The 23893-nt window shown below is 38.4% G+C and carries 24 protein-coding genes, 2 pseudogenes and 1 other annotated feature; of the genes and pseudogenes, 25 read left to right on the forward strand and 1 reads right to left on the reverse strand.

Annotated features, from left to right (window positions below):
- Window positions 1-78: 78 nt before the first annotated feature.
- The 8 genes from murG (at window position 79) to ftsZ (ending at window position 7512) form a co-directional block, all read left to right on the forward strand.
- Window positions 79-1170: an undecaprenyldiphospho-muramoylpentapeptide beta-N-acetylglucosaminyltransferase gene (gene murG / locus B1NLA3E_RS06525; RefSeq protein ID WP_015593046.1), complete on the forward strand. Its 1092-nt coding sequence runs from the start codon at window positions 79-81 to the stop codon at window positions 1168-1170.
- Between the two features lie 76 nt (window positions 1171-1246).
- The gene (gene murB / locus B1NLA3E_RS06530; RefSeq protein ID WP_015593047.1) at window positions 1247-2164 is read left to right on the forward strand and encodes a UDP-N-acetylmuramate dehydrogenase; all 918 of its coding nucleotides are present in this window, start codon (window positions 1247-1249) and stop codon (window positions 2162-2164) included.
- Window positions 2165-2299: 135 nt separating this feature from the next.
- A complete protein-coding gene (locus tag B1NLA3E_RS06535; RefSeq protein ID WP_015593048.1) occupies window positions 2300-3085 on the forward strand; it encodes a cell division protein FtsQ/DivIB in 786 nt (261 codons plus the stop codon).
- On the forward strand, window positions 3063-3764 hold the full coding sequence (locus B1NLA3E_RS06540; protein ID WP_442852651.1) for a DUF881 domain-containing protein: 702 nt from the start codon (window positions 3063-3065) through the stop codon (window positions 3762-3764). The genes B1NLA3E_RS06535 and B1NLA3E_RS06540 overlap by 23 nt, the downstream gene beginning before the upstream one ends.
- A 78-nt stretch (window positions 3765-3842) precedes the next feature.
- Window positions 3843-4571, forward strand: coding sequence for a DUF881 domain-containing protein (locus tag B1NLA3E_RS06545; protein WP_015593050.1), 729 nt, complete (start codon window positions 3843-3845; stop codon window positions 4569-4571).
- A gap of 3 nt (window positions 4572-4574) precedes the next feature.
- Window positions 4575-4925: a small basic family protein gene (locus tag B1NLA3E_RS06550; protein WP_015593051.1), complete on the forward strand. Its 351-nt coding sequence runs from the start codon at window positions 4575-4577 to the stop codon at window positions 4923-4925.
- A gap of 124 nt (window positions 4926-5049) precedes the next feature.
- Window positions 5050-6333: a cell division protein FtsA gene (ftsA, locus tag B1NLA3E_RS06555; RefSeq protein ID WP_015593052.1), complete on the forward strand. Its 1284-nt coding sequence runs from the start codon at window positions 5050-5052 to the stop codon at window positions 6331-6333.
- A 39-nt stretch (window positions 6334-6372) separates the two neighbouring features.
- A complete protein-coding gene (ftsZ, locus tag B1NLA3E_RS06560) occupies window positions 6373-7512 on the forward strand; it encodes a cell division protein FtsZ (RefSeq protein ID WP_015593053.1) in 1140 nt (379 codons plus the stop codon).
- A 484-nt stretch (window positions 7513-7996) separates the two neighbouring features.
- On the opposite strand, the pseudogene B1NLA3E_RS25560 reads toward ftsZ, so the two are convergent.
- Window positions 7997-8459 (reverse strand): annotated as a pseudogene (locus B1NLA3E_RS25560) (transposase); the annotation flags it as partial.
- A gap of 539 nt (window positions 8460-8998) precedes the next feature.
- Between B1NLA3E_RS25560 and spoIIGA the strand changes: the two are divergent.
- The 17 genes and pseudogenes from spoIIGA (at window position 8999) to B1NLA3E_RS06645 (ending at window position 23710) form a co-directional block, all read left to right on the forward strand.
- On the forward strand, window positions 8999-9934 hold the full coding sequence (gene spoIIGA / locus B1NLA3E_RS06565; protein WP_015593054.1) for a sigma-E processing peptidase SpoIIGA: 936 nt from the start codon (window positions 8999-9001) through the stop codon (window positions 9932-9934).
- A 44-nt stretch (window positions 9935-9978) separates the two neighbouring features.
- A complete protein-coding gene (sigE, locus tag B1NLA3E_RS06570) occupies window positions 9979-10698 on the forward strand; it encodes an RNA polymerase sporulation sigma factor SigE (protein WP_015593055.1) in 720 nt (239 codons plus the stop codon).
- A gap of 273 nt (window positions 10699-10971) precedes the next feature.
- Window positions 10972-11751, forward strand: coding sequence for an RNA polymerase sporulation sigma factor SigG (gene sigG / locus B1NLA3E_RS06580; RefSeq protein ID WP_015593057.1), 780 nt, complete (start codon window positions 10972-10974; stop codon window positions 11749-11751).
- Between the two features lie 97 nt (window positions 11752-11848).
- A complete protein-coding gene (locus tag B1NLA3E_RS06585; protein WP_015593058.1) occupies window positions 11849-12121 on the forward strand; it encodes a YlmC/YmxH family sporulation protein in 273 nt (90 codons plus the stop codon).
- A 72-nt stretch (window positions 12122-12193) separates the two neighbouring features.
- The gene (pgeF, locus tag B1NLA3E_RS06590; protein ID WP_015593059.1) at window positions 12194-13012 is read left to right on the forward strand and encodes a peptidoglycan editing factor PgeF; all 819 of its coding nucleotides are present in this window, start codon (window positions 12194-12196) and stop codon (window positions 13010-13012) included.
- Between the two features lie 9 nt (window positions 13013-13021).
- A complete protein-coding gene (locus tag B1NLA3E_RS06595) occupies window positions 13022-13711 on the forward strand; it encodes a YggS family pyridoxal phosphate-dependent enzyme (RefSeq protein WP_015593060.1) in 690 nt (229 codons plus the stop codon).
- A 1-nt stretch (window position 13712) separates the two neighbouring features.
- Window positions 13713-14150 (forward strand): cell division protein SepF, encoded by a 438-nt coding sequence (locus B1NLA3E_RS06600; protein ID WP_015593061.1) that lies wholly within the window; start codon window positions 13713-13715, stop codon window positions 14148-14150.
- Between the two features lie 4 nt (window positions 14151-14154).
- Window positions 14155-14418, forward strand: a complete 264-nt coding sequence (locus B1NLA3E_RS06605) for a YggT family protein (protein WP_015593062.1) — start codon at window positions 14155-14157, stop codon at window positions 14416-14418.
- A 66-nt stretch (window positions 14419-14484) separates the two neighbouring features.
- On the forward strand, window positions 14485-15258 hold the full coding sequence (locus B1NLA3E_RS06610) for a YlmH family RNA-binding protein (protein WP_015593063.1): 774 nt from the start codon (window positions 14485-14487) through the stop codon (window positions 15256-15258).
- Window positions 15259-15339: 81 nt separating this feature from the next.
- The gene (locus B1NLA3E_RS06615; protein WP_015593064.1) at window positions 15340-15843 is read left to right on the forward strand and encodes a DivIVA domain-containing protein; all 504 of its coding nucleotides are present in this window, start codon (window positions 15340-15342) and stop codon (window positions 15841-15843) included.
- 54 nt (window positions 15844-15897) lie between these two features.
- Window positions 15898-16134, forward strand: a binding site (T-box leader).
- Between the two features lie 71 nt (window positions 16135-16205).
- Window positions 16206-18971 carry an isoleucine--tRNA ligase gene (gene ileS / locus B1NLA3E_RS06620; protein ID WP_015593065.1) on the forward strand — a complete coding sequence of 922 codons (2766 nt, stop codon included), beginning with the start codon at window positions 16206-16208 and terminating at the stop codon, window positions 18969-18971.
- Window positions 18972-19332: 361 nt separating this feature from the next.
- Window positions 19333-19470, forward strand: a pseudogene (locus B1NLA3E_RS24690) (IS5/IS1182 family transposase); the annotation flags it as partial.
- 312 nt (window positions 19471-19782) lie between these two features.
- Window positions 19783-20070: a hypothetical protein gene (locus B1NLA3E_RS06625; RefSeq protein WP_015593066.1), complete on the forward strand. Its 288-nt coding sequence runs from the start codon at window positions 19783-19785 to the stop codon at window positions 20068-20070.
- Window positions 20071-20157: 87 nt separating this feature from the next.
- The gene (gene lspA / locus B1NLA3E_RS06630; protein WP_041580361.1) at window positions 20158-20649 is read left to right on the forward strand and encodes a signal peptidase II; all 492 of its coding nucleotides are present in this window, start codon (window positions 20158-20160) and stop codon (window positions 20647-20649) included.
- The gene (locus tag B1NLA3E_RS06635; RefSeq protein ID WP_015593068.1) at window positions 20621-21532 is read left to right on the forward strand and encodes an RluA family pseudouridine synthase; all 912 of its coding nucleotides are present in this window, start codon (window positions 20621-20623) and stop codon (window positions 21530-21532) included. The genes lspA and B1NLA3E_RS06635 overlap by 29 nt, the downstream gene beginning before the upstream one ends.
- A gap of 207 nt (window positions 21533-21739) precedes the next feature.
- Complete coding sequence (gene pyrR, locus B1NLA3E_RS06640; protein ID WP_015593069.1) at window positions 21740-22282, forward strand: bifunctional pyr operon transcriptional regulator/uracil phosphoribosyltransferase PyrR; 543 nt, start codon at window positions 21740-21742, stop codon at window positions 22280-22282.
- Window positions 22283-22414: 132 nt separating this feature from the next.
- Window positions 22415-23710 (forward strand): solute carrier family 23 protein, encoded by a 1296-nt coding sequence (locus B1NLA3E_RS06645; protein ID WP_015593070.1) that lies wholly within the window; start codon window positions 22415-22417, stop codon window positions 23708-23710.
- Window positions 23711-23893 lie beyond the last annotated feature (183 nt).

Genomic DNA, 23893 nt, shown 5'->3' on the forward strand with positions numbered 1-23893 from the left:
TATAGTAAAATTGGAAAGTGGTGGAGATTCTATATGGTCTTCATATAAATAAAACCTTTCTATAATAGAGGTGGAAAAATGAAAATTGTTGTAAGTGGTGGAGGAACCGGGGGACATATTTATCCTGCGTTGGCCTTAATTAGAGAAATAAAAAAAGAAAATAAAGAAGCTTCATTTTTATACATTGGAACTGAAAAAGGACTTGAAAGTAAGCTTGTTCCTATGGGAAATATTCCGTTTCAATCCATACATATAACGGGATTTAAGCGTAAGTTGTCAATTGAAAATTTCAAAACAATTATGCGTTTCTTTAAAGGAGTACAGAAGAGTAAGAAAGTTCTAAAGGAGTATAAACCTGATGTTGTAATTGGAACAGGTGGATATGTTTGCGGACCAGTAGTGTATGCTGCTGCAAAGCTCGGAATACCCACCATTATTCATGAACAAAACAGTGTTCCAGGATTAACAAACAAATTTTTAAGTCGATATGTGGATCGGGTCGCTATATGCTTTGAGGAGGCAAAACAGTATTTCCCAGCAGAAAAAGTGGTGTTAACTGGTAATCCGCGTGCATCTGAAGTCCTTGGCCAGGACGGTGTAAGTGGAAGAAACTCAGTTGGCTTAAATCAAAATCTTCCTGCTGTATTAATATTTGGTGGAAGCAGGGGGGCACGCCCAATCAATGATGCGGTCTTAAATTCCTTAGCATTATTAAGTGGAAAGCCTTATCAAGTGTTGTACGTAACTGGGGACGTGCATTATGAAAAAGTAAAAAAAGAAGCGGAAATGATTGGGAATCCGGAAAATGTGATCATCAAACCGTTTGTTCATAATATGCCTGAAGTGTTAGCGGGAATTGATTTAGCTGTTTCTCGTGCGGGTGCGACTAGTCTTGCAGAACTCACATCACTTGGCGTTCCGAGTATTTTGATTCCAAGTCCATATGTCACCAATAATCACCAGGAAAAAAATGCAAGAGCGCTAAGTGATCACGGTGCTGCAGAGCTTTTATTAGAATCGGATTTAAGTTCAGAAAAACTTATTGAAAAAATTGATGAAATCCTTTTGAAACCGCAAAAATTAGCAAAAATGAAAACAGAAGCGAAAAAGCTCGGAATACCTGATGCGGCTAACAGATTATCCAAAGTCATGAAAGAAATAACAAAATAAGTGAAAATGTAGCCCAGAATATCCCTTAAGCATAAACTAATATAGACCTAACCTAACTATTGAAAGGGAGGTAAACATGAACGATTTTCTTACTGAATTGTATGCAAGCCAACTTGGCAAAGTTAAAGAAAATGAACCGCTTGCCAACCATACAACAATAAAAATAGGTGGACCTGCTGAAATATTTATCGAACCATCGTCCATCGAGAATTTGCAAAAGACAATGGAACTGATTCGTAAATATAACGTGACATGGAGAGCGATAGGAAGAGGCTCAAACATGCTTGTGTCGGATCTAGGAATTGAAGGTGTGGTCATCAAGCTCGGTTCTGGACTAGATCATCTCGTCCAAAACGGCAATGAAGTGAAGGTTGGAGGGGGCTATTCCCTCATTAGCCTAGCGACGTTAATTAGCAAGAAGGGGTTATCTGGACTAGAATTTGCTGGTGGAATTCCCGGTTCAGTCGGTGGTGCTGTGTATATGAATGCCGGAGCCCACAACAGAGATATTTCGAAAATATTAACAAAGGCGCATATCTTGTTTCCTGATGGTACAATCGAATGGCTATCAAATCAAGAAATGGAGTTTTCGTATCGTACATCCGTTCTGCAAAAGAAACGACCTGGGATAATAGTTGAAGCGGTTTTTAAACTTGAACCAGGTGATAAAGATGTTATTGTAGCTGAAATGATAAAAAATAAGGATTATCGGCGACATACACAACCCTGGAATTTCCCTTGTGCAGGCAGTATTTTTAGAAATCCCCTTCCAAATTATGCTGGTAAACTAATTGAATCCGCTGGCCTTAAGGGTTACTCTATTGGGGGAGCGAAAATTTCGGAAATGCATGGGAATTTCATAGTGAATAATGGTGATGCTACCGCTCATGATGTCCTATCACTTATTCAATATATTAAGAATGAAATCAAGAATTTATATGACGTTTCAATGGAAACAGAAGTAGAAATAATCGGGAAAAACTTACAAAAATAATGCTGTTTGAAACCATTGATATGCTATAATAATTGAATAGGATCATTTTAATGTTCTTTGTAAATAACGGCATGTTTATCGTGCCGTTGTTTTTGATTTATAGACGAATTGGACAGATTTTAAGAGGTGAGAAAAGTGGAAAAAGGGAAAGTTGTCTCCCTTGAGGATCGAATTCCAAAGTTAAAACAGCAAAGAAGAAGAAAAGCAAATAAGAGGTTGATTATTTTACTGTTTTTTTTCTTTTTATTAATAGGCTGTATAATCTACTTTCAATCACCTTTGAGCCATATAAAAAATATAGAAGTATCGGGAAATGAACTTTATTCTACTGATGAAATTAAAAAAATCAGTGGACTAACAAGAAAAACGAATTTATGGAAAGTTGATAAAAAAGGAACTGTAACAAGGATTAAGAAACTACCAGAAATAAACTCCGCGACGATAAGAGTCAAATTTCCTAATTCGGTTACAATTAAGGTAACTGAACATAAACGAATTGCTTACATAGGCCATAATGGCAGTTTTTCTGCAGTTTTAGAAAATGGCGAAATATTACCAAAAATGAAACGGGGTACAATCCCGGTTAATGCACCTATCTTAATTGATTTTAAAGAGGGAAAAGTATTGAAAGAAATGATAGTTGGCCTTGAACAATTGCCAGTTGGAATTGTCAATTCTATTTCAGAAATTCATTACACACCAAAGGATACGGATAAATATCGAGTAACTTTATATATGAACGACGGGTTTCAGGTCGTTGCTACCTTAAGAAATTTCTCAGAGAAAATGTCCCATTATCCTTCCATAATCAGTCAATTAAATCCAAATGTCAAAGGTATTATCGATCTAGAAGTAGGCTCTTACTTCAAAGCTTTTCAACAGGAAGGAGCTGAAAAAGTTGAAAAAGAAGGTGAAGGGTAAACACGTTGTCTTCTCCCTAGTTTTTTTGGTTTTGGGCTTTATGATTGCATTCTCATATCAAAGGACACAAATGGAAAGCGAAAAGTCCAAAATATCGGACAAGCAGTGGCAAAGAAATTTAGACCTCAGGAACCAACTAATTGAACAAGAAGAGATTAACCGTGATTTGCAAAAGGAATTAAATAGTAAGCAGCAAAAAGTCCTCGAAAAAGAAAAGGATTTATCAAAGGAAGCTCAAGTATTTTATAACTTGGCTGAAGACACTGAAAAATATCGGATGTATTTAGGGAAAGTGAAAGTAAAGGGAAAAGGCGTTGAAGTCACCTTAGCCGATGGCGATTATGACCCTAAAGAAGAAAATATTAATAATTACCTTGTTCACGAGCAACATGTGTTCAAGGCTATGAATGAATTATATATATCAGGTGCGTCAGCCGTCGCGATCAATGGTCAAAGACTTTCATATAATTCCTATATTGTTTGTAACGGACCAGTCATTACCGTAGATGGATACCAGCACCCAGCTCCTTTTGTTATTTCCGCAATTGGAGACCCTGATGTGTTAAACTCCGCTTTGAATTTAAAGGGTGGGGTTAAGGACCAATTGGTTAACGATAATATTACTGTGAAAATCGAAAAGATAGATAGCATTGTATTAAACGCTATCCTTGGGAAGTAAGTAATAAGCCTCACGAATAGATTTACTTTGGTGGTGCGTCCACAATCTCGATTATATGAAGAAAGCCGGGTGAAAAAAGTGGACAAAAAATTTCTTAATTTTACTGCAGTTGCGATTGTCATTGGACTGATGATGGCAATCCAATTTCAAACAGTTAAGAAACCGGTTGTAAGAGATACACGTGATACATGGCAACTTAGAGAAGATTACCTCAAGGAAAAGGAGATTCAATCTAAACTCCTACAAGAGATTCGCTCCAATGAAGAAAAATTAGCGAAATATGAAACCGAGCGTAAAACAAGTAAGGAACAAGTATTAAGAGAAACGCTCGATGAATTAAAAACACAGTCAGGTCTTACCGAGGTGACTGGACCGGGAATTATTCTTACGATTGAACCTGTGTATGAGGAAATCTTGTTAGGTGAGTCTGCTCCAACTATTTCTCCTGATTCACTAAAAAGGTTAATTAACGAACTAAATATGAATGGCGCGTTGAACATTTCTGTTGCTGGACAACGGGTTATTAATACAACAGTCGTTCGGGATATCAATAAAGATACAAAAATTGATGGACACTCACTGAAGGACTTTCCGATTGAAATCAAGGTGCTAGCAGATAACATGCAAAATGCAGAAAAGCTATACAATCGGATGCAGGCGTCACAATCAGCAGAAGAATTATTTCGTTTTGATAATTTAAGGGTGGATGTGGCGAATCCATCTGCAAACATTACGATCCCTGCTTACCAAGATACAATTCCCGTCAGAAATATGGAACCTGTGGATTCTGACAAAGGAGGAAGTTAAAATATGTGGCTCCCCTTATTGGGGTTAGTTGTCGGGGTCATACTTGGATTGCTTACTGATATTAGGATTCCTGATGAATACTCTAACTATTTATCGATCGCTGTACTAGCAGCACTTGATACGCTATTTGGTGGAATCAGGGCACATCTGCAAAATATTTATGATGAAAGGGTATTTGTGTCCGGATTTTTTTTCAATATTTTACTAGCTGCAAGTTTAGCTTTTCTAGGCGTACATCTTGGTGTAGACTTGTATTTAGCTGCTGTTTTTGCATTTGGAGTAAGACTATTTCAGAATATAGCAGTAATTCGTAGAATATTATTGACAAAATGGTCAACAACTCGGGAAAATTAGAAAAAAATTGATATTTAATAAAGGGAATAATTTAATTGTGACGAATAATTCTATAAGATATGTGTTTTTCCAATCTTTAGTTGTTGTTCAATAACAGAAATAATGAAAAAGGAGGTGCCAATGAATGAACAGCAATGAAATATATGTGAGTCTTGACATCGGTACATCCAGTGTAAAGGTTATTATTGGTGAAATGGTTAATGACTCTTTGAATATTATTGGTGTTGGCAATGTGAAGTCCGAAGGTTTGCGTAAGGGCTCCATTGTGGATATAGATGATACCGTTCGTTCAATTAAAAGGGCAATTGAGCAAGCAGAGCGCATGATAGGGATGGATATTAGACAAGTCATTGTCGGTGTAACAGGAAACCATGTTTCCTTACAGCCTTGTCATGGAGTTGTAGCTGTATCAAGTGAAAACCGTGAAATCTCAGATGAGGATGTAGCTAGAGTAATTGATGCTGCTCAGGTGGTGTCAATCCCACCTGAAAAGGAAATCATTGATGTAATCCCAAAACAGTTTATTGTGGATGGATTAGATGAAATTACAGATCCTCGGGGAATGATTGGGGTTCGACTCGAAATGGAAGGGACAATCATCACGGGTTCAAAGACCATACTACATAATACCCTTCGGTGCGTGGAGCGAGCTGGGTTAGACATTTTAGACATTACTTTGCAGCCCTTGGCAGCAGGTTCCTTTGCATTATCAAAGGATGAAAAGAGCCTTGGGGTTGCATTAGTTGATATTGGCGGCGGTTCTACTACCATCGCAGTGTTTGAAAATGGTTATCTCCAAGCAACAAGTGTACTACCTGTGGGTGGGGATCATGTTACAAAAGATATATCTGTGGGGCTAAGAACGTCGACAGAGGATGCCGAAAAAATCAAAATTAAGTATGGACACGCATTTTATGATCACGCCTCTGAGGAAGAAGTTTTTAGTATTCCGACTATCGGAAGTGATCAGCATCAACAATTTAATCAGTTGGAATTATCTGATATTATTGAAGCAAGAATGGAAGAAACATATGATTTGATCCAAGCAGAATTAATTCGCTTAGGATATTCTGACTTACCTGGTGGGATTGTGCTAACCGGTGGGGTTGCCAATATGCAAGGGGTATTGGAATTGGCACAAATTGTTTTCCAAAACCGTGTCAGAATGGCTATCCCTGACTATATCGGTGTTCGTGAACCGCAATATGCTACTTCTGTTGGTCTAATCCAATTTGCCTATAAAAATTCTAAATTAAAAGGCAGACAACATGATCATTCACAGGTTCATGAGTTAAAGGAAAAGCGTGTTCAAAAACAGCCGCAACCAAAAGCGAAGCCAGAAAAACATCAACCAGAAGAAAAAATGACAACACGAGTTAAAAAGTTCCTAGGATACTTTTTTGAGTAAACAAGTACCAGGAATAACGACGAATTAGGAGGATTTGTCATGTTGGAGTTTGATACGAATTTAGATCAACTAGCTACAATAAAAGTCATCGGCGTTGGTGGCGGCGGAAACAATGCTGTAAATAGAATGATTGAACACGGGGTACAAGGTGTTGACTTCATTGCTGTTAATACAGACGCACAAGCTTTAAATTTATCCAAAGCAGAAATTAGAATGCAGATTGGCGGAAAATTAACACGTGGTCTTGGTGCCGGAGCTAACCCTGAAGTAGGGAAGAAGGCTGCGGAAGAAAGCCGCGAACAAATTGAAGAGGCATTAAAAGGGGCAGACATGGTGTTTGTTACAGCCGGTATGGGTGGAGGCACTGGAACTGGTGCAGCGCCTGTTATTGCGCAAATTGCCCGTGAATTAGGTGCTCTTACTGTAGGTGTTGTTACTCGGCCCTTTACTTTTGAAGGGAAGAAGCGTGCGGCACAAGCAGCAGGCGGTATTGCTGGAATGAAAGAAGCAGTTGATACTCTCATCGTTATTCCAAATGATCGTTTATTGGAGATTGTTGATAAGAGTACTCCAATGCTAGAAGCATTCCGTGAAGCTGATAATGTCCTCCGTCAAGGTGTTCAAGGTATCTCTGATTTAATCGCTGTTCCAGGATTAATTAACCTTGACTTTGCTGATGTAAAAACAATCATGTCGAGCAAAGGTTCTGCCTTAATGGGAATTGGGGTTGCTGCAGGGGAAAATCGCGCAGCAGAAGCAGCTAAAAAGGCAATCTCCTCTCCACTGTTGGAAACTTCCATCGATGGTGCTCAAGGGGTCTTAATGAACATCACAGGTGGTTCAAACTTAAGTCTCTACGAAGTTCAGGAGGCAGCTGATATTGTGGCTACCGCTTCTGATCAAGAAGTAAATATGATTTTTGGTTCCGTAATTAACGAGAACTTAAAGGATGAAATTGTTGTTACAGTAATTGCGACTGGATTTAATGAGGAAGTTGTTCAGCCGAAAATGGTTCGTCCTTCTTTTGGACAAGTTAAGCCAGGATTAAATTCTGCTAAACGTGAATCTAAACGGGAAGAAATTCCACAAGAACCAATCCGTCAAACACCTACATCTCAACAACCTGAAGACACTTTAGATATTCCAACCTTTTTAAGAAATCGTAACCGTAGACGTTAAACACGAAAAGCGGAAGCTTCACAAAACGAATACAGAATAATACTTAAAAGTGGCTCTTTTTTAGAGCCACTCAGATTGTCGAGAAAGTTTATTTTCTCGGCAATTTTTCATTTTGTCAGAACATTAAATGCCGATTTTTAATAAGAGATTGTCTATGCTAACGGACCTGTTGATTTCCTCTCCAGGTGCTTCGCTTTCCGCGGGGCGGGCGGTGAGCCTCCTCGGCGCTAAGCGCCTGCGGGGTCTCACCTGTCCCGCTGCTCCCGCAGGAGTCTTCGCACCTTCCGCTCCAATCAACATGGAGCAAATCTACCTAAAGAATTACAACACACCATATCCAACCTAGCTAAACGTGTTGCAATTTTTTTGGTTTTGGAAGAAGCAGTAAGGAGAGCTTGTTCACTTACATTCTTCAATCTTTGTTTCCGGCAGTAATGAAGCCTAAGCAGCTCTTTTTTTAGTTTGCGAAGCTGCGCTCGATTTCTTCCTTTCTAAATTTATAAAGCATTTTTTCGTGTTTGATTCTATCCTCTTCTATTGCCTTGTTTAAGTCATCAAAATATTCCCGAGTATCCACTTCTACTTCTTTTTTTGTAAACTAGTGTTTATTTGCGTTTGCCTTTAAGGGTGTAGAATCTGTAAATAATCACGTCCGCCAACCATCTTATGATTTATCGCTAGTAGAACAATCTCATAAAGAGCTCTTGAAAAATATTTGTATTCTTAAAACGGTGTTGACGATTTCAACTACTCGTAGAGTGATGGAACTAGGACCTTGAATTTCAAACCTAAAAACCAGCGGTAGGCGAAGTTTGTTCTTATTTCCTTCTAATTGATGTTTAGAACGAATGCCGAAAAAATAACCAATAAACATCATTTTAAAAATGAATAAGGGGATCAGTAGGGTTGCCGATATCATTGTTATAATAAAGACGGACCTTGGCTAGATTCTTTTGGCTTAAATATTGATTTCCACTTATTTTTATTATTTATTGGTTGAGTTGAAGGTCTGCATTGGAACCGGCCTGTTGATTGGAGTGGAAGACGCGAAGACTCCTGCGGGAGCAGCGGGACAGGTGAGATCCCGCAGGAGCGTAGCGACGAGGAAGCTCACCGCCCGCCCCGCGGAAAGCGAAGCGTCTGGAACGGAAATCAACAGACCTATTGAACAGCCTATTTATTAATAATGTTATAACAAATTAACTTGGTGAATCACTAAATTTTTTGGGTGGAATAATAGACTGTCGAGAGTTTCTCGACAGCCTGAATGGCTCTTTTTTAGAGCCATTTTTTTATGCCTTCAGCCATCGCAAACACCCCATTTAAACAAGCAATAATTTATGACAAAAACCGAATAGAAAAGAGAAAACTTCTCCATTTTTGTATACAGGAAGTGACATACTTCGGTTACCTTAATAAGTTATACTTTTTGGTAACAAAAACAATGTTGTAGAAATAGGAACGGTCTTAGGAAGGGGGTAACTAAGTGACCGTCTACTTGGATGTAATTTGGGCATTGAACCTGTTGTTTGATAGTCTCCTCCTTTTATTAACCGCGATTATTCTAAAAAGGCAAATTTCAAAATGGCGTATATTTTTAGGTGGTTTACTTGGGTCCGTCATCATCTTACTAGCTGTAACTCCGCTTCATGTTTACTCAGGCCATCCAATCTCAAAATTACTATTCTCTATTTTTATGGTCTTAATTGTATTTGGCTATAAAAGATTTCGTTATTTCATAACAGGGTTAATGACCTTTTATTTCACTACCTTTTTGATTGGTGGTGCATTAATAGGGACTCATTATTTTGTCAATTTCGATTTCCAATTATCCTCCTCAGTTATGCTTGCAAGCATTAAAGGATTTGGAGACCCGATTAGCTGGCTGTTTGTTTTACTGGGATTTCCCATAGCATGGCATTTTTCACATGTAAATATAGATAAGGTGGAAACAGCTAAGCTCCAATTTGACAATATGGTAAAGGTATTCATTTTTTTAGATGAAATGAGGTTTGAATTTAGGGGGTTGGTGGATAGTGGGAACCAACTTTATGATCCGATTACAAAGTCACCAGTCATGCTTGTATCGGTAAAAAATAGTTTGGAGAATCTTTCTCCTCCTATTCTTCAATTAGCACAAAATCCAGATGAGATTTTATTTGGAACAAACACTTTACCAGAACACATACAAGGGAAGATGAAGATTATCCCCTGTAAAGTGATGGGGAGAGAGCATCAACTCATTATTGCCATAAAGCCAGACAAAATTGTCATTGAACAGGAACAGCACAGCTACACCATAAAAAAAGGGTTGGTCTCATTTACAATGCAAGAACTTTCTAGTGAAGATGCATTTCAATGCATCGTTCATCCTAAAATGTTATCGGGCCCTAAAGACAGCGCAACAACAAAAGTAAGCTAATATTACTATACTCGGAAGATGAAATTTTAGAAGGAGGATAAGTCATGAAAAGTTTGAAACTTCGGTTATCCTATTATTGGTATAAATTTTTAATGAAGCTTGGTCTTAAAACGGACGAAATATATTACATTGGTGGGAGTGAAGCCTTACCCCCTCCACTATCAAAAGAGGAAGAAGAAATCCTTTTGAAAAAGCTTCCAAATGGAGATAAAACAGCACGCTCAATGTTAATTGAGCGAAATCTTCGTTTAGTGGTTTATATTGCGAGAAAATTTGAAAACACTGGGATTAATATTGAAGATTTAATTAGTATTGGAACAATAGGGTTAATTAAAGCAGTCAATACCTTTAATCCTGAAAAGAAAATCAAACTGGCTACATATGCATCTCGTTGTATCGAAAATGAAATACTGATGTATTTAAGACGGAATAATAAAATACGGTCTGAAGTGTCATTTGACGAACCGTTGAATATTGATTGGGATGGGAATGAACTGCTATTGTCGGATGTACTAGGAACTGAAGATGATATTATTACCAAGGATCTTGAAGCGAATGTTGATCGAAAACTATTAGTAAAAGCATTGCATCAACTTTCTGACCGGGAAAAGCAAATCATGGAACTCCGATTTGGACTTGGGAGCGGTGAGGAAAAAACGCAAAAGGATGTTGCTGACATGCTGGGGATTTCCCAATCCTATATATCACGATTAGAAAAAAGAATCATCAAAAGGTTAAGAAAAGAATTTAATAAAATGGTTTAATCAGAAGATCATTTTAAGCTCAAAGTTGATTTTGCCCACAAGTTGATTGGAAGCACTTGAAGCGGAAATCAACAGCCAAGTTAAAGCAGACAATCACCTAAAAAAGTATAGTCTTCCAAAATCTAAAAAAATTTTTTTTAAAAGAATATTTCCAAATATATCATATACCTGCCACATTTTTATCCTTCTCCTGTACAGAGAGCTTGTGCATATTTTTCCTGCTCAAGGAAATACTGAATTTTGTACAGCAGCTCCTGTTAGGAGGGAAAAGGATTGACTCGAAACAAAGTTGAAATTTGCGGGGTCGACACATCAAAGCTTCCAGTTTTAAAGAATGAGGAAATGAGAGAACTCTTCAGGCAAATGCATAAGGGGGATATAACCGCTCGGGAAAAACTCGTAAACGGCAACCTCCGCTTGGTATTAAGCGTTATCCAACGATTTAATAACCGGGGTGAGTTTGTAGACGACCTGTTCCAGGTTGGTTGTATCGGTCTTATGAAATCAATTGATAATTTTGATTTAGGTCAAAACGTGAAGTTTTCCACTTACGCTGTTCCAATGATTATTGGGGAGATTCGCCGCTACTTACGGGATAATAACCCAATACGAGTATCACGGTCATTACGAGATATTGCCTATAAAGCTCTTCAAGTGAGAGAGCGGTTAATGAGCGAAACATCCCGAGAACCGACAGCTGAGGAAATTGCAAAAGTACTAGAAGTCCCGCATGAAGAGATTGTATTTGCATTAGACGCGATTCAAGATCCTGTCTCGTTATTTGAACCAATCTATAATGATGGTGGAGACCCTATTTATGTGATGGATCAATTAAGTGATGAAAAAAATAAAGATACACAATGGATTGAAGAACTAGCTTTAAAAGAGGGAATGAGACGTTTAAATGACCGAGAAAAATTGATTTTAAGAAAACGATTCTTCCAGGGAAAAACACAAATGGAAGTGGCCGATGAAATTGGAATTTCTCAAGCTCAAGTCTCTCGATTAGAGAAAGCTGCCATTAAACAAATGAATAAAAATATTCAAAGCTAAAGCTGCCTTTTGGCGGCTTTTCGTATTTTTAAGAAATAAACATTTTTTCATCCACTCAAATCATATAATTTAGAAGAATGCTTTGTGAGGTGGAGAAATGGTAAAAATATCTGATTTCCAAATAAAAGATGTCGTCAATGTTTCGGATGGAAAAAGACTTGGGAATATAGGGGATATTGATATAAATTTAAATACGGGGAAAATTGATGCTGTGGTCATTAGTGGCTCAGGAAAAGTACTTGGTATATTTGGAAAAGATGAAGAAATTGTCATACCATGGAGAAATATTCTAAAAATTGGCCAGGATGTTATATTAGTTCGTTATAAAGAAACTGGTGATGAGAAATATCTTGGGACGGAGGTCAAGTAACGCGCTTTTTTTTACTGTGACCTTATGTAACGTTGTGGTAAACTATAGGAAAATGTGGTGAGGGATTGTTCCATGGAGCCTTTCGTAAAAAAAGACACAACCTATTACGAGATTCAAGATTGGGCAGATAAGTATCAAGATTTAGTTGTTGGTTTTTCGACAAAACACGGAGGATTTAGCAAAGAGCCCTTTAGTACATTAAATTTTGGATTTCATGTCGGAGATCGCGATAATGACGTATGTCAAAACCGTCGAACATTAGCTAATATGCTCGATTTCCCGCTAAAACAATGGGTTGGTGCAGAACAAACTCATCAAACAACCATTCAGAAAGTAACAAAGTCTGATAGCGGGAAAGGATCTTCCGCCTACAGTGATGCTTTTAAAAAAACAGATGGATTTTATACCTCTGAATCGGGATTATTACTGACACTGTGTTATGCTGATTGTGTACCACTTTATTTTATAGAACCGAATAAACGGCTAATTGGTATTGCTCATGCTGGGTGGCGTGGATCTGTCGCTGGAATTGGTGCAGAAATGATTTCCCGTTGGCAAGGAGAAGGAACAAACCCTAGCGAGGTTCTTGTGGTAATCGGTCCGTCTATTTGTGAAAATTGTTATATCGTAGACGAAAATGTCATTACACTTTTACAAAATACACTTCAAGATGTAGAGAACAAGCCTTATCATTTAATAAAAGAAAACCAATATCGATTAAATTTGCAGGAACTAAACAAGCAGATATTAATGAATGAAGGTGTACTGGAAGAACATATTTTGATGACTAAATTGTGTACCAGCTGTAACCATGATGTCTTTTTTTCGCATCGAAGAGACAATGGTAAAACCGGAAGAATGATAAGCTTTATTGGCTGGAAGGAGGCTTAGCAACAAAAAATGAGTGTATTATCAAAATTAAAAACGATTGAACAACAAATAAAATTAGCTTGTGAAAAGTCAGGACGAAGTCAGGATGAAGTTACCATTATCGCCGTTACAAAATATGTTAGTGTCGAACGAGCTGAAGAGGCTCTAAATGCGGGGATTCATCACCTTGGAGAAAATCGAGATGAAGGGCTACAAGAAAAGTGGAATATTTTAATGGACAAGCCTGTCTGGCACTTTATTGGCTCCCTACAAACCCGTAAGGTAAAAAATATTATCGATAAAGTAGAATATATTCATTCTGTTGATCGCTTGTCACTAGCCGCTGAGATTAATAAAAGAGCAACATCAAAAATAAAATGTTTAGTTCAAGTGAATGTTTCTGGTGAAGAGTCAAAGCATGGGATAGAGCTCGATCAAGTAGTGGAGTTCATTCATCAGCTTAGGCAGTTTCCTAATATCATTGTTTGCGGATTAATGACTATGGCACCAAATACAGAAGACACATATGTTCTTAGGGAATGTTTTAGTAGTTTGAGAAAACTAAGAGATGAGATCATTGAATTAGACCTTACATATGCGCCATGCCGTGAGCTTTCGATGGGGATGTCCAATGACTTTGAAATTGCTGTGGAAGAAGGGGCTACAATGGTTCGTATCGGGACAGCGTTGGTAGGAGAAGAAACAGAGGAGGTGCGTTAAAATGAGCATTAAATCGAAAATTAAAACATTTTTTTTCTTAGATGATGAATATGATTATGAGGAAGAAAAATACGAGGAAGATGAAATCGATCAACGAAGAACCAATAAACCACCTGTTTCCAAACAAAATGTGGTAAGTTTACAAAGCATTCAAAAGTCATCAAAATTAGTTTTGTGTGAACCCCGAGTGTACGCGGAGGCTCAAGATATTTCCGATCATTTAAAAAACCGCCGTTCCGTTGTGGTTAATCTCCAACGTATTGATCATGATCAAGCAAAACGTATCGTTGATTTTTTAAGTGGAACTGTATATGCTATTGGCGGTGACATCCAAAAGATTGGGATGAATATTTTTCTGTGCACGCCGGATAATGTTGAGGTGTCCGGGAATATTTCAGAATTTCTTCAAGAACATGACATTCAGAATTCGAGGTGGTAATTAAATGAATACATTGCTTTATCTATTAACATCAATAATCGAAGTATACTCTTGGGCATTGATTATCTATATTTTAATGTCTTGGTTTCCAAATGCACGTAATACTGGGATTGGAAGGTTACTTGTCACCATTTGCGAACCCTATTTAGAGCCGTTTCGCCGGATTATCCCCCCGCTAGGCATGATTGATATTTCGCCAATCGTCGCTATTATGGTGCTTAGATTCGCAACAAGTGGTATTACGCAAATTTTTAGGTGGATTGCTTAATAGAAAGGGCTCTACTCTGTGTTTGGGCCTTTTCCTTTTTCAAGATTGCAAGGAGTTAATGATTCTATGGATATATACCAGCATTTTCGTCCAGAAGAGCGGGATCTAATTGATCAAATAGTTGATTGGAAGCACTATGTTGAAAATACATATGCCCCAAAGTTAACCGATTTTTTAGATCCAAGGGAACAACAAATTGTGAAAACGATCCTTGGTGAACATGGGGAGGTAAAGGTTGCATTCTTTGGTGGCACTCAAAATGCCGAACGAAAAAGAGCGCTATTTTCCCCGGATTATTATCAGGTATCAGAAGAAGATTTTCGTATCACATTGTTCGAGGTTCATTACCCGAGTAAATTTGTGACAATTGAACACAGACATGTTTTAGGAAGTTTAATGTCCCTTGGATTAAAAAGAGGGAAATATGGCGACATCCTTTATGATGAGTCCACTGTGCAATTTTTTGCTGCTGAGGAGATAGGAAGTTATCTTAGCACGCAACTACAAATGGTTGGTAAGGCTACAATTAGGTTAGAGGAAATTCCGTTTAAAAAGGCTGTTTCTGTTCAAGAAATATGGCAGGAAGTATCTATTACAGCATCCTCGCTCCGGTTAGATACGCTAATCTCTTCTATCTATCCCATTTCGAGACAAAAATCTCAAACTCTGATTGGCCAGAAGTTGGTTAAGGTAAACTGGACTGTGGTTGAGTCTGCTTCCTTTGAATGCTGCGAAGGAGACACATTGTCCGTCCGCGGGTTTGGTAGGGTCAAAATTTTGTCTATTGAAGGAAGAACAAAAAAGGACAAATGGCGAATTTTAGCGAAACAGCAAAAATAAATTGATGACTGAGCAGGAGAATGAAAGCAACTGTCGAATTTATGTTTTATACATACGAGTATTGATTTAGGAGGTGGCGTTATGCCGTTAACACCGTTAGATATACACAATAAAGAATTCAGCAAGGGATTTCGAGGATATGATGAAGATGAAGTGAATGAATTCCTTGATCAGGTGATAAAGGATTACGAATTACTCATCCGTGAGAAAAAGGAACTGGAAGAGAGATTAGGTGACCAAACAGATAGACTTGGCCATTTTTCAAGTATTGAGGAAACTTTAAATAAGTCGATTGTCATTGCGCAAGAAGCTGGCGAAGAAGTAAAACGTAGTGCCAATAGGGAAGCGAAATTGATTATTAAAGAGGCCGAGAAAAATGCCGATCGTATCGTCAATGAGTCTCTCTCAAAGGCCAGAAAAATTGCGTTAGAAATTGAAGATTTAAAGAAACAATCGAAGGTTTTCCGTACTCGTTTTAAAATGTTGATTGAGGCCCAACTTGATTTATTAAACAATGATGATTGGGATCACTTGCTTGAGTATGAATTGGATGCAAGTGAGTTACAAGCAGCAGAAAAAGAATAACTAGCTTGACGATGCTTTGCTGTTCGCATATAATGACTAGAAAATAGTTAATAATGATTGACGATGATAGGGACAGTACGTTTTTTCATTTGCTTTTATAGCGAACCGGGGATGGTGAAAGCCTGGGAAAGTAGAAGATTCGAAAGATCACCCTTGAGTTCCAAGTTGAAAGCCATTCGCGAATGGACTAGTAAACATTGGCGTGTGTTCACGTTACGAATGCTTAGAGGATAGTAGCTTATAGCCACTGTCAATTAGGGTGGTACCGCGGGAAACCTTCTCGTCCCTTTTAGGGATGAGAAGGTTTTTTTTGTTGTCCTTTATCATATTTCATTAGAAAACATTCCATAGGAGGAAAAGAAATGGATTATAAAGATACATTATTAATGCCGAAAACTGAATTTCCAATGCGAGGTAATCTCCCAAAACGTGAACCTGATATTCAAACCAAATGGGAAGAGATGGACATTTATGGGAAAGTCCAAGCAAGAACTAAAGGACGACCTATGTTTATACTACATGACGGACCTCCATATGCTAACGGTGATATTCACATGGGGCATGCCTTGAACAAAGTCCTAAAGGATTTTATCGTTCGTTACAAGTCCATGAGTGGATTCAATGCCCCTTATGTACCAGGTTGGGATACACATGGTTTACCAATTGAACAAGCACTAACGAATAAAGGGGTAAAACGCAAGGAAATGACGGTTGCTGAATTCCGTAAGCTTTGTGAAAAATATGCTTATGAACAAATCAACAATCAACGGAGTCAGTTTAAACGCCTAGGCGTTCGAGCGGACTGGGAAAACCCGTACATTACCTTAAAACCAGAATATGAAGCACAGCAAATTAAGGTTTTTGGTGAGATGGCCAAAAAAGGCTATATTTATAAAGGGTTAAAACCGGTTTATTGGTCTCCATCAAGCGAATCAGCCTTAGCTGAAGCAGAAATTGAATACCAAGATAAACGATCTGCATCCATCTATGTTGCCTTTAATGTAAAAGACGGAAAAGGTGTTTTAGACGCTGATACGAAAATTGTCATTTGGACCACAACACCTTGGACGATTCCAGCTAACCTTGGAATTTCCGTTCACCCTGACCTTACTTATGTGGTAGTGGAAGAAAAAGGTCTTAAATATTTAGTTGCAGAGGCATTATTAGAAGCCGTTACAACCGAAATTGGTTGGGAAAACCCAACTGTAGTGAAAAAGGTAAAAGGTAATGAACTGGAAAATATTATTGCCCTTCATCCTTTATATGGTCGTGAATCGTTAGTTATGCTAGGAGAACACGTAACTACTGATGCTGGAACAGGCTGTGTACACACTGCTCCTGGACATGGTGAAGATGACTTCCTAGTTGGGCAAAAATACGGACTAGACGTACTTAATCCAGTAGATGATAAAGGTCATATGACCCACGAGGCACCAGGATTTGAAGGGTTATTTTATGAAAAAGCCAATAAACCAATTACTGAAAAGCTTGAAGAAGCAGGCGCATTGCTAAAGCTTTCGTTTATTACTCACTCCTATCCACATGACTGGAGAACGAAAAAACCAGTTATTTTCCGAGCAACAGCACAGTGGTTTGCGTCTATTAAGGATTTCCGCTCTGAACTATTAGAAGCGGTTAAGGAAACAAAATGGGTTCCAGAGTGGGGTGAAACTCGTCTGTTTAATATGGTCCGTGATCGTGGGGATTGGTGTATTTCCCGTCAACGTGCATGGGGAGTACCAATTCCAGTATTTTATGCTGAAAATGGCGAACCGATTATTACTGATGAAACCATTAATCATATTTCGGCACTTTTCCGTGAAAATGGTTCAAATATTTGGTTTGAGCGTGAAGCGAAAGATCTCCTTCCTGAAGGGTTTACACATCCGGGAAGTCCGAATGGGGTCTTTACAAAAGAAACCGATATTATGGATGTATGGTTCGATTCTGGATCTTCCCATCAAGCTGTGTTAGAAGAGCGTGAAGATTTACAGCGTCCAGCAGATCTTTACTTAGAAGGTTCAGACCAATATCGTGGTTGGTTTAACTCGTCGTTATCAACAGGTGTTGCCGTGACTGGTAAAGCCCCATATAAGGGGGTTCTAAGTCATGGGTTTGCGCTCGATGGTGAAGGACGTAAAATGAGTAAATCAATTGGAAATGTCGTTATCCCAGCAAAGGTAATGGATCAATTAGGTGCAGATATTCTTCGCTTATGGGTAGCTTCCGTTGATTATCAAGCGGATGTTCGTGTTTCGGATGCCATTCTGAAGCAAGTTGCCGAGGTGTATCGTAAAATTCGTAATACCTTCCGTTTCTTACTTGGAAACCTTGCTGATTTTAATCCGGAGACTGATGCCGTACCATTCGAAAAGCTACGTGAAGTTGACCAATTTATGTTGGTAAAATTAAACAAAGTCATTAAGACAGTGCGTCATTCATACGAAAACTATGAGTTTGCCACTATCTATCATGCAGTTAATAATTTCTGTACGTTAGATTTAAGTTCGTTTTATTTGGATTTCGCCAAAGACGTTCTATACATTGAAGCGAATAATAATCTTGAACGCCGCTCGATTCAAACCGTTTTACATGAAAGTTTACTTACACTAGTAAAACTTGTAGCGCCAATCCTTTCACATACTGCTGACGAGGTTTGGGCTTATATTCCTTCTGAAAAAGAAGAAAGTGTACAGTTGACAGATCTACCGGAATACGTCGAGCTTCCGAATGCAAATGAACTTGAAGATAAATGGTCATTGTTCATGAAGCTTCGTGATGATGTATTAAAAGCATTAGAAGAAGCACGGAATGAAAAGGTAATCGGTAAATCTTTAACAGCGAAGATTACACTTTATGTTAATGAATCAACCAGAACCTTGCTTGATACGATTGAAGAAAATTTGACTCAGCTCTTTATCGTTTCAGGTTTTGAAGTTGCTGGCACTTATGAGCAAGCTCCTGAAAATGCAATTAAGTTAGAGCATGCTGCAATTGTTGTTTCCAAGGCTGAAGGTGAGATTTGCGATCGTTGTTGGACTGTTACAACTGAAGTTGGCCAAGATTCCGAGCATCCAACACTATGCCTACGCTGTGCAAGTGTTGTGAAGGAAAATTATGTAGGTTAAATAAGGAAGAAATAGGCTGTCGAGAAACTCTCGACAGCCTATTATTTTCATCCAAAAACCTTAGTGATTCACCGCGGTAATTCATTGTAATAAATAGTCTGTTCAATAGGTCTGTTGATTTCCGTTCCAGACGCTTCGCTTTCCGCGGGGCGGGCGGTGAGCCTCCTCGGCGCTAAAGCGCCTGCGGGGTCTCACCTGTCCCGCTGCTCCCGCAGGAGTCTTCGCGCCTTCCACTCCAATCAACAGGGTGGTTCCAAAACAGACCTTCCACTCAACCAATAAATAATAAAAATAAGTGGCAAAATCAATGTTTAAGCCAAAAGAGTCTAGCCAAAGTGAAGTTTGAAATTCAAGGACCCAGGTTCCACATCACTCTACGATTAGTTGGAATCGTCAACACCGTTTTAAGGATACAAGGAGCTTTTTTGATGAGATTTTCCTTCTAGCGATAAATCATATGATGGTTGGCGGAATTGTTTTATTTACAGATTTTACACATTAAAAGTCAAACGCAAATAAACACAAGGTTACAAAACAAGAAGTGGAGCGGAGATTAATAGGTCCATTAGCATAGACAGTCTCATATTAAAACTCAGCATTTTCTAAGTTCAAATTATAACTTTTTTATCTGATGAAAAATTGCCCAGAAAATAACCTTTCTCGACAATCTGAGCTGTCTCCTTTTCCGGAGACAGCCTCTTTCTTATTTTTCCACATTCTCTATTTGTTGTTCCATTTGTCAATTGTTTTAACGGGTTTGAATGAACAAGATGGTGATAATAAAAGCAATAAAAATAACGGAGGTGTAGATATGGAAGCAAACTATGACAAGCTCTATTCCGAACTCCGTAATACAAAAAGTGAATTATTGGACAGAATAAATAAAAATACAAGTTCCTCAGCCGTCCAAACAATTATCAAAGAAGAAATTCAGGACATTGAATTAGCTTTATCTAAAATAATAACGGGTCATTATGGAAGGTGTGAACTGTCTGGAGAACTTATTCCAATCGAAGTTCTTGAAATCATTCCTACCATAAAGACGCTAAATGACATGGAGGATCTTAACCATTTTTTTCGTAAGCCGATATATTTATGATTAGGCGATTTATAAATATATTATCGTTTTTGGCAGGATTATGCTAAAATGCAAAGGTATCTATGTGAAGATTTGGAGGTTGCCTTTGTGTTTTATTACATAATAGCGGTATTTGTTATTATTCTTGATCAGCTAACAAAATGGTTAGTTAAAAAAAATCTTGAAATTGGTGAAAGTATAAAGGTTATTGACAATTTTCTGTATATCACCTCACACCGAAATCGCGGGGCAGCATGGGGAATTTTACAAGGTCAAATGTGGTTTTTTTATGTCATTACTGTCATAGTAATAATCGGAATTATTTACTATATTCAGACTGTAGCCAAAGGGAAATGGTTATTAGGAGTATCACTTGGATTAATGCTTGGTGGAGCAATCGGGAACTTTATTGACCGAGTTTTCCGAAAAGAAGTGGTCGATTTTATTAATACTTACATTTTTGGATATGATTTTCCTGTATTTAACATAGCTGATTCATCATTAGTCCTTGGTGTCATCTTGTTAATGATTCATATGTTATACGAAGAAAGAGGATCAAAGGAGAAATTGAATGGAAAGAATAACACACACAATTCTTGAGGAAGAAAAATCCGAACGAATTGATAAGGTAATATCAACCTTAAACCAAGAATGGTCGAGAACTCAAGTACAGTCATGGATTAAAGAAGGACATGTCCTTGTAAACGGAGAGAAAGTTAAAACAAATTATAAATGTCATGTACAGGATGAATTAACCGTGACGATTCCAGATCCTGAAGATTTAGATGTTGAACCAGAGGAAATGAATCTTGAAATTTATTATGAGGATAAAGATGTGTTAGTGGTAAATAAACCTAGTGGAATGGTTGTTCATCCTGCGCCTGGCCATTTAAGTGGAACACTGGTCAATGGTTTAATGGCACACTGCAAGGATTTATCTGGGATAAATGGCGTACTTCGACCTGGGATTGTCCATCGAATTGATAAAGATACTTCAGGGCTCTTAATGGTAGCTAAGAACGATGTTGCTCATGAAAGCTTGGTAAACCAATTGGTAAATAAAACAGTGGTTCGGAAATATCAAGCCATTGTCCATGGGAATATCCCTCATGAATATGGAACGGTTGATGCTCCACTTGGAAGAGATCCAAGAGATCGTCAGAGTATGACAGTTGTTGATAATGGAAAGCATGCCGTTACTCATTTTCATGTAATAGAACGACTTGGTGATTTTACCTTTATTGAATGTCAGCTTGAAACGGGAAGAACCCACCAAATTCGTGTTCATATGAAGTATATTGGATATCCATTAGCTGGCGATCCTAAATATGGGCCTAAAAAGACGCTGGACATTGGCGGTCAAGCCTTACATGCAGGGATTTTAGGTTTCAAACATCCTCGAACAGATGAATATTTGGAGTTTGAAGCACCACTTCCAGCTGAGTTTGAAACGGTTTTGGAACAGCTTAGAAATAATCGTTGACAAATTTCGACTCCTGTCATAAGATAATTATAGTCAAATAACACCTTTAATACAGTCCCGAGAGGCTGAGAAGGAAACGGATATCTGATGGATGGTAACGAGATTTATTCCACCAGATTAGCTCAATGTGTTCGTACACCCTCTCACTCAATCGGTGAGAGGGTTTTTTGATGTATATAGCTCCTATTTGAAAAAGGGGGATCCCACATGGCCCAGAAAGCTGTTGTCTTGGATGAACAAGCGATACGCAGAGCCTTAACAAGAATTGCACATGAATTTATCGAGAGAAATAAAGGAATAAAAGACTGTGTTTTGGTCGGAATTCGTACAAGGGGAATCTACTTGGCTAACCGACTAAGTGAAAGAATTGAACAAATCGAAGGAACGAAAGCACCAGTTGGTGAAATTGATATTACATTATATCGCGATGATTTGACCAAAATAACTTTAGATGAACAACCAATTGTAAAAGGGAATAACATCCCGGTCGACATTAATAACAAAGTGATCATTTTAGTGGATGATGTTTTATTTACAGGTAGAACGGTTCGTGCCGCAATAGATGCTATCTTTGATATAGGACGCCCAGCAGCAGTTCAGCTTGCGGTCTTGGTCGACCGAGGGCATAGAGAACTTCCAATAAGAGCCGATTACGTTGGTAAAAATATTCCTACCTCAAGCTCTGAAAAAATAGTTGTGGAATTAATCGAAGTAGATGACGCTGATCAAGTAAGTATTTATGAAAAATAAATAGCCCTTTTAATGCAGTCCAGTGAGGCTGGCAAAAGGGGAGAGGGCAAAACAAAAAAATTTTGTTTCGCCAAGCTTCTTTCCCTCTTTTGCCTTAGGCAAAAGAGGGTTATTATTTAAAGGAGAGAGAATATGAGTAAACCTATATTAGACATCAAAGACGTACCAACACCCGGAAAATGGTTAACATTAAGTCTCCAACATTTATTTGCGATGTTCGGGGCTACCATCCTTGTTCCTTACTTAGTCGGATTAAGTCCAGCAATTGCTCTTATCTCAAGTGGTCTCGGTACTCTTGCCTTCCTGATCATTACCAAATGGCAAGTACCTGCCTATCTTGGATCATCCTTTGCATTTATCGCACCAGTCATTGCCGCTAAAGCAGCTGGAGGACCAGGTGCTGCGATGGTCGGAACTTTTATGGCCGGTTTAGTATACGGTGTAGTTGCTCTTATTATAAAAAAAGCAGGTTACCGATGGATCATGAATTTACTACCTCCAATTGTTGTCGGCCCTGTCATCGTCGTAATCGGGTTAGCATTATCAGGAACTGCTGTCGGGATGGCTATGAATAATCCCGATGGAAAATATAGCTTATTGCACTTTTCAATTGCCCTTGTAACCTTAGCAGCAACAATTATCTGCTCGATTTACATGCGTGGCATGTTAAGTCTCATCCCGATTCTAGCTGGAATTGTTGTCGGGTACCTCTACGCATTAGCGGTTGGAGTGGTTGATTTTACACAAGTACAACAAGCACATTGGTTTGAAATGCCAGACTTTATCTTCCCATTTGTTGATTATAAAGTAAATGTTACCTTAGACATCATTCTTCTTATGGTTCCCGTGGCCGTTGTAACTTTATCAGAACATATTGGGCACCAGCTTGTTCTAAGTAAAGTAGTTGGACGCGATTATATTAAAAATCCAGGATTACACCGCTCTATTTTAGGAGACGGTATGGCCACCATGATTTCTGCTCTTATCGGTGGACCACCTAAAACCACGTATGGAGAAAATATCGGAGTTCTTGCCATCACAAGAGTATATAGTGTGTATGTCATTGCAGGAGCTGCTGTGATTGCTACGATCTTCGGCTTTGTTGGGAAAATAACAGCCCTGATCGCCTCAATTCCAACCCCTGTTATGGGTGGTGTATCGATACTGTTATTTGGAATCATCGCTTCTTCAGGATTAAGAATGCTAGTTGATAGCAAAGTGGATTTTGGAGATAAGCGTAACTTAATGATTGCCTCTGTCATCCTAGTAATTGGAATCGGTGGAGCATACATTAAAGTATCGGATCAATTCCAAATACAAGGAATGGCCTTAGCTGCAATTTGTGGAGTGTTACTTAACCTAATTCTCCCTGGAAGAGAAGCGATGAAAGAAGATATGTTTGAAACTGAAAATGATCATGTAGCTTAAAACTTACCTTTTAAATTAGGTCCAGAGAGACTTACAAGGGTGTTAATAACATGATGAATTGTGAAAGTTAACCACTTTATCAATTCATGCTCGCGAGTTATTTTTTGACACCCTGATTCCTCATAATCAGGGTGTTTTTTGTATAAATATTGCCAGGTGAAAAGGATTTCAACCGAGGAGATG

Origin of the sequence: Bacillus sp. 1NLA3E, from assembly GCF_000242895.2 — a bacterium.
GTDB lineage: Bacteria > Bacillota > Bacilli > Bacillales > Cytobacillaceae > Bacillus_BU.

What these genes read in the sequence shown, in the direction of transcription:
- B1NLA3E_RS06605 (WP_015593062.1), top strand. Translation starts at nt 14,155, where the DNA reads ATGAATACATTGCTTTATCTATTAACATCAATAATCGAAGTATACTCT.
- ftsA (WP_015593052.1), top strand. Translation starts at nt 5,050, where the DNA reads ATGAACAGCAATGAAATATATGTGAGTCTTGACATCGGTACATCCAGT.
- B1NLA3E_RS06610 (WP_015593063.1), top strand. Translation starts at nt 14,485, where the DNA reads ATGGATATATACCAGCATTTTCGTCCAGAAGAGCGGGATCTAATTGAT.
- B1NLA3E_RS06585 (WP_015593058.1), top strand. Translation starts at nt 11,849, where the DNA reads ATGGTAAAAATATCTGATTTCCAAATAAAAGATGTCGTCAATGTTTCG.
- pyrR (WP_015593069.1), top strand. Translation starts at nt 21,740, where the DNA reads ATGGCCCAGAAAGCTGTTGTCTTGGATGAACAAGCGATACGCAGAGCC.
- sigE (WP_015593055.1), top strand. Translation starts at nt 9,979, where the DNA reads ATGAAAAGTTTGAAACTTCGGTTATCCTATTATTGGTATAAATTTTTA.
- ftsZ (WP_015593053.1), top strand. Translation starts at nt 6,373, where the DNA reads ATGTTGGAGTTTGATACGAATTTAGATCAACTAGCTACAATAAAAGTC.
- B1NLA3E_RS06625 (WP_015593066.1), top strand. Translation starts at nt 19,783, where the DNA reads ATGGAAGCAAACTATGACAAGCTCTATTCCGAACTCCGTAATACAAAA.
- B1NLA3E_RS06600 (WP_015593061.1), top strand. Translation starts at nt 13,713, where the DNA reads ATGAGCATTAAATCGAAAATTAAAACATTTTTTTTCTTAGATGATGAA.
- B1NLA3E_RS06550 (WP_015593051.1), top strand. Translation starts at nt 4,575, where the DNA reads ATGTGGCTCCCCTTATTGGGGTTAGTTGTCGGGGTCATACTTGGATTG.
- B1NLA3E_RS06635 (WP_015593068.1), top strand. Translation starts at nt 20,621, where the DNA reads ATGGAAAGAATAACACACACAATTCTTGAGGAAGAAAAATCCGAACGA.
- ileS (WP_015593065.1), top strand. Translation starts at nt 16,206, where the DNA reads ATGGATTATAAAGATACATTATTAATGCCGAAAACTGAATTTCCAATG.
- murB (WP_015593047.1), top strand. Translation starts at nt 1,247, where the DNA reads ATGAACGATTTTCTTACTGAATTGTATGCAAGCCAACTTGGCAAAGTT.
- pgeF (WP_015593059.1), top strand. Translation starts at nt 12,194, where the DNA reads ATGGAGCCTTTCGTAAAAAAAGACACAACCTATTACGAGATTCAAGAT.
- murG (WP_015593046.1), top strand. Translation starts at nt 79, where the DNA reads ATGAAAATTGTTGTAAGTGGTGGAGGAACCGGGGGACATATTTATCCT.
- B1NLA3E_RS06595 (WP_015593060.1), top strand. Translation starts at nt 13,022, where the DNA reads ATGAGTGTATTATCAAAATTAAAAACGATTGAACAACAAATAAAATTA.
- B1NLA3E_RS06615 (WP_015593064.1), top strand. Translation starts at nt 15,340, where the DNA reads ATGCCGTTAACACCGTTAGATATACACAATAAAGAATTCAGCAAGGGA.
- B1NLA3E_RS06645 (WP_015593070.1), top strand. Translation starts at nt 22,415, where the DNA reads ATGAGTAAACCTATATTAGACATCAAAGACGTACCAACACCCGGAAAA.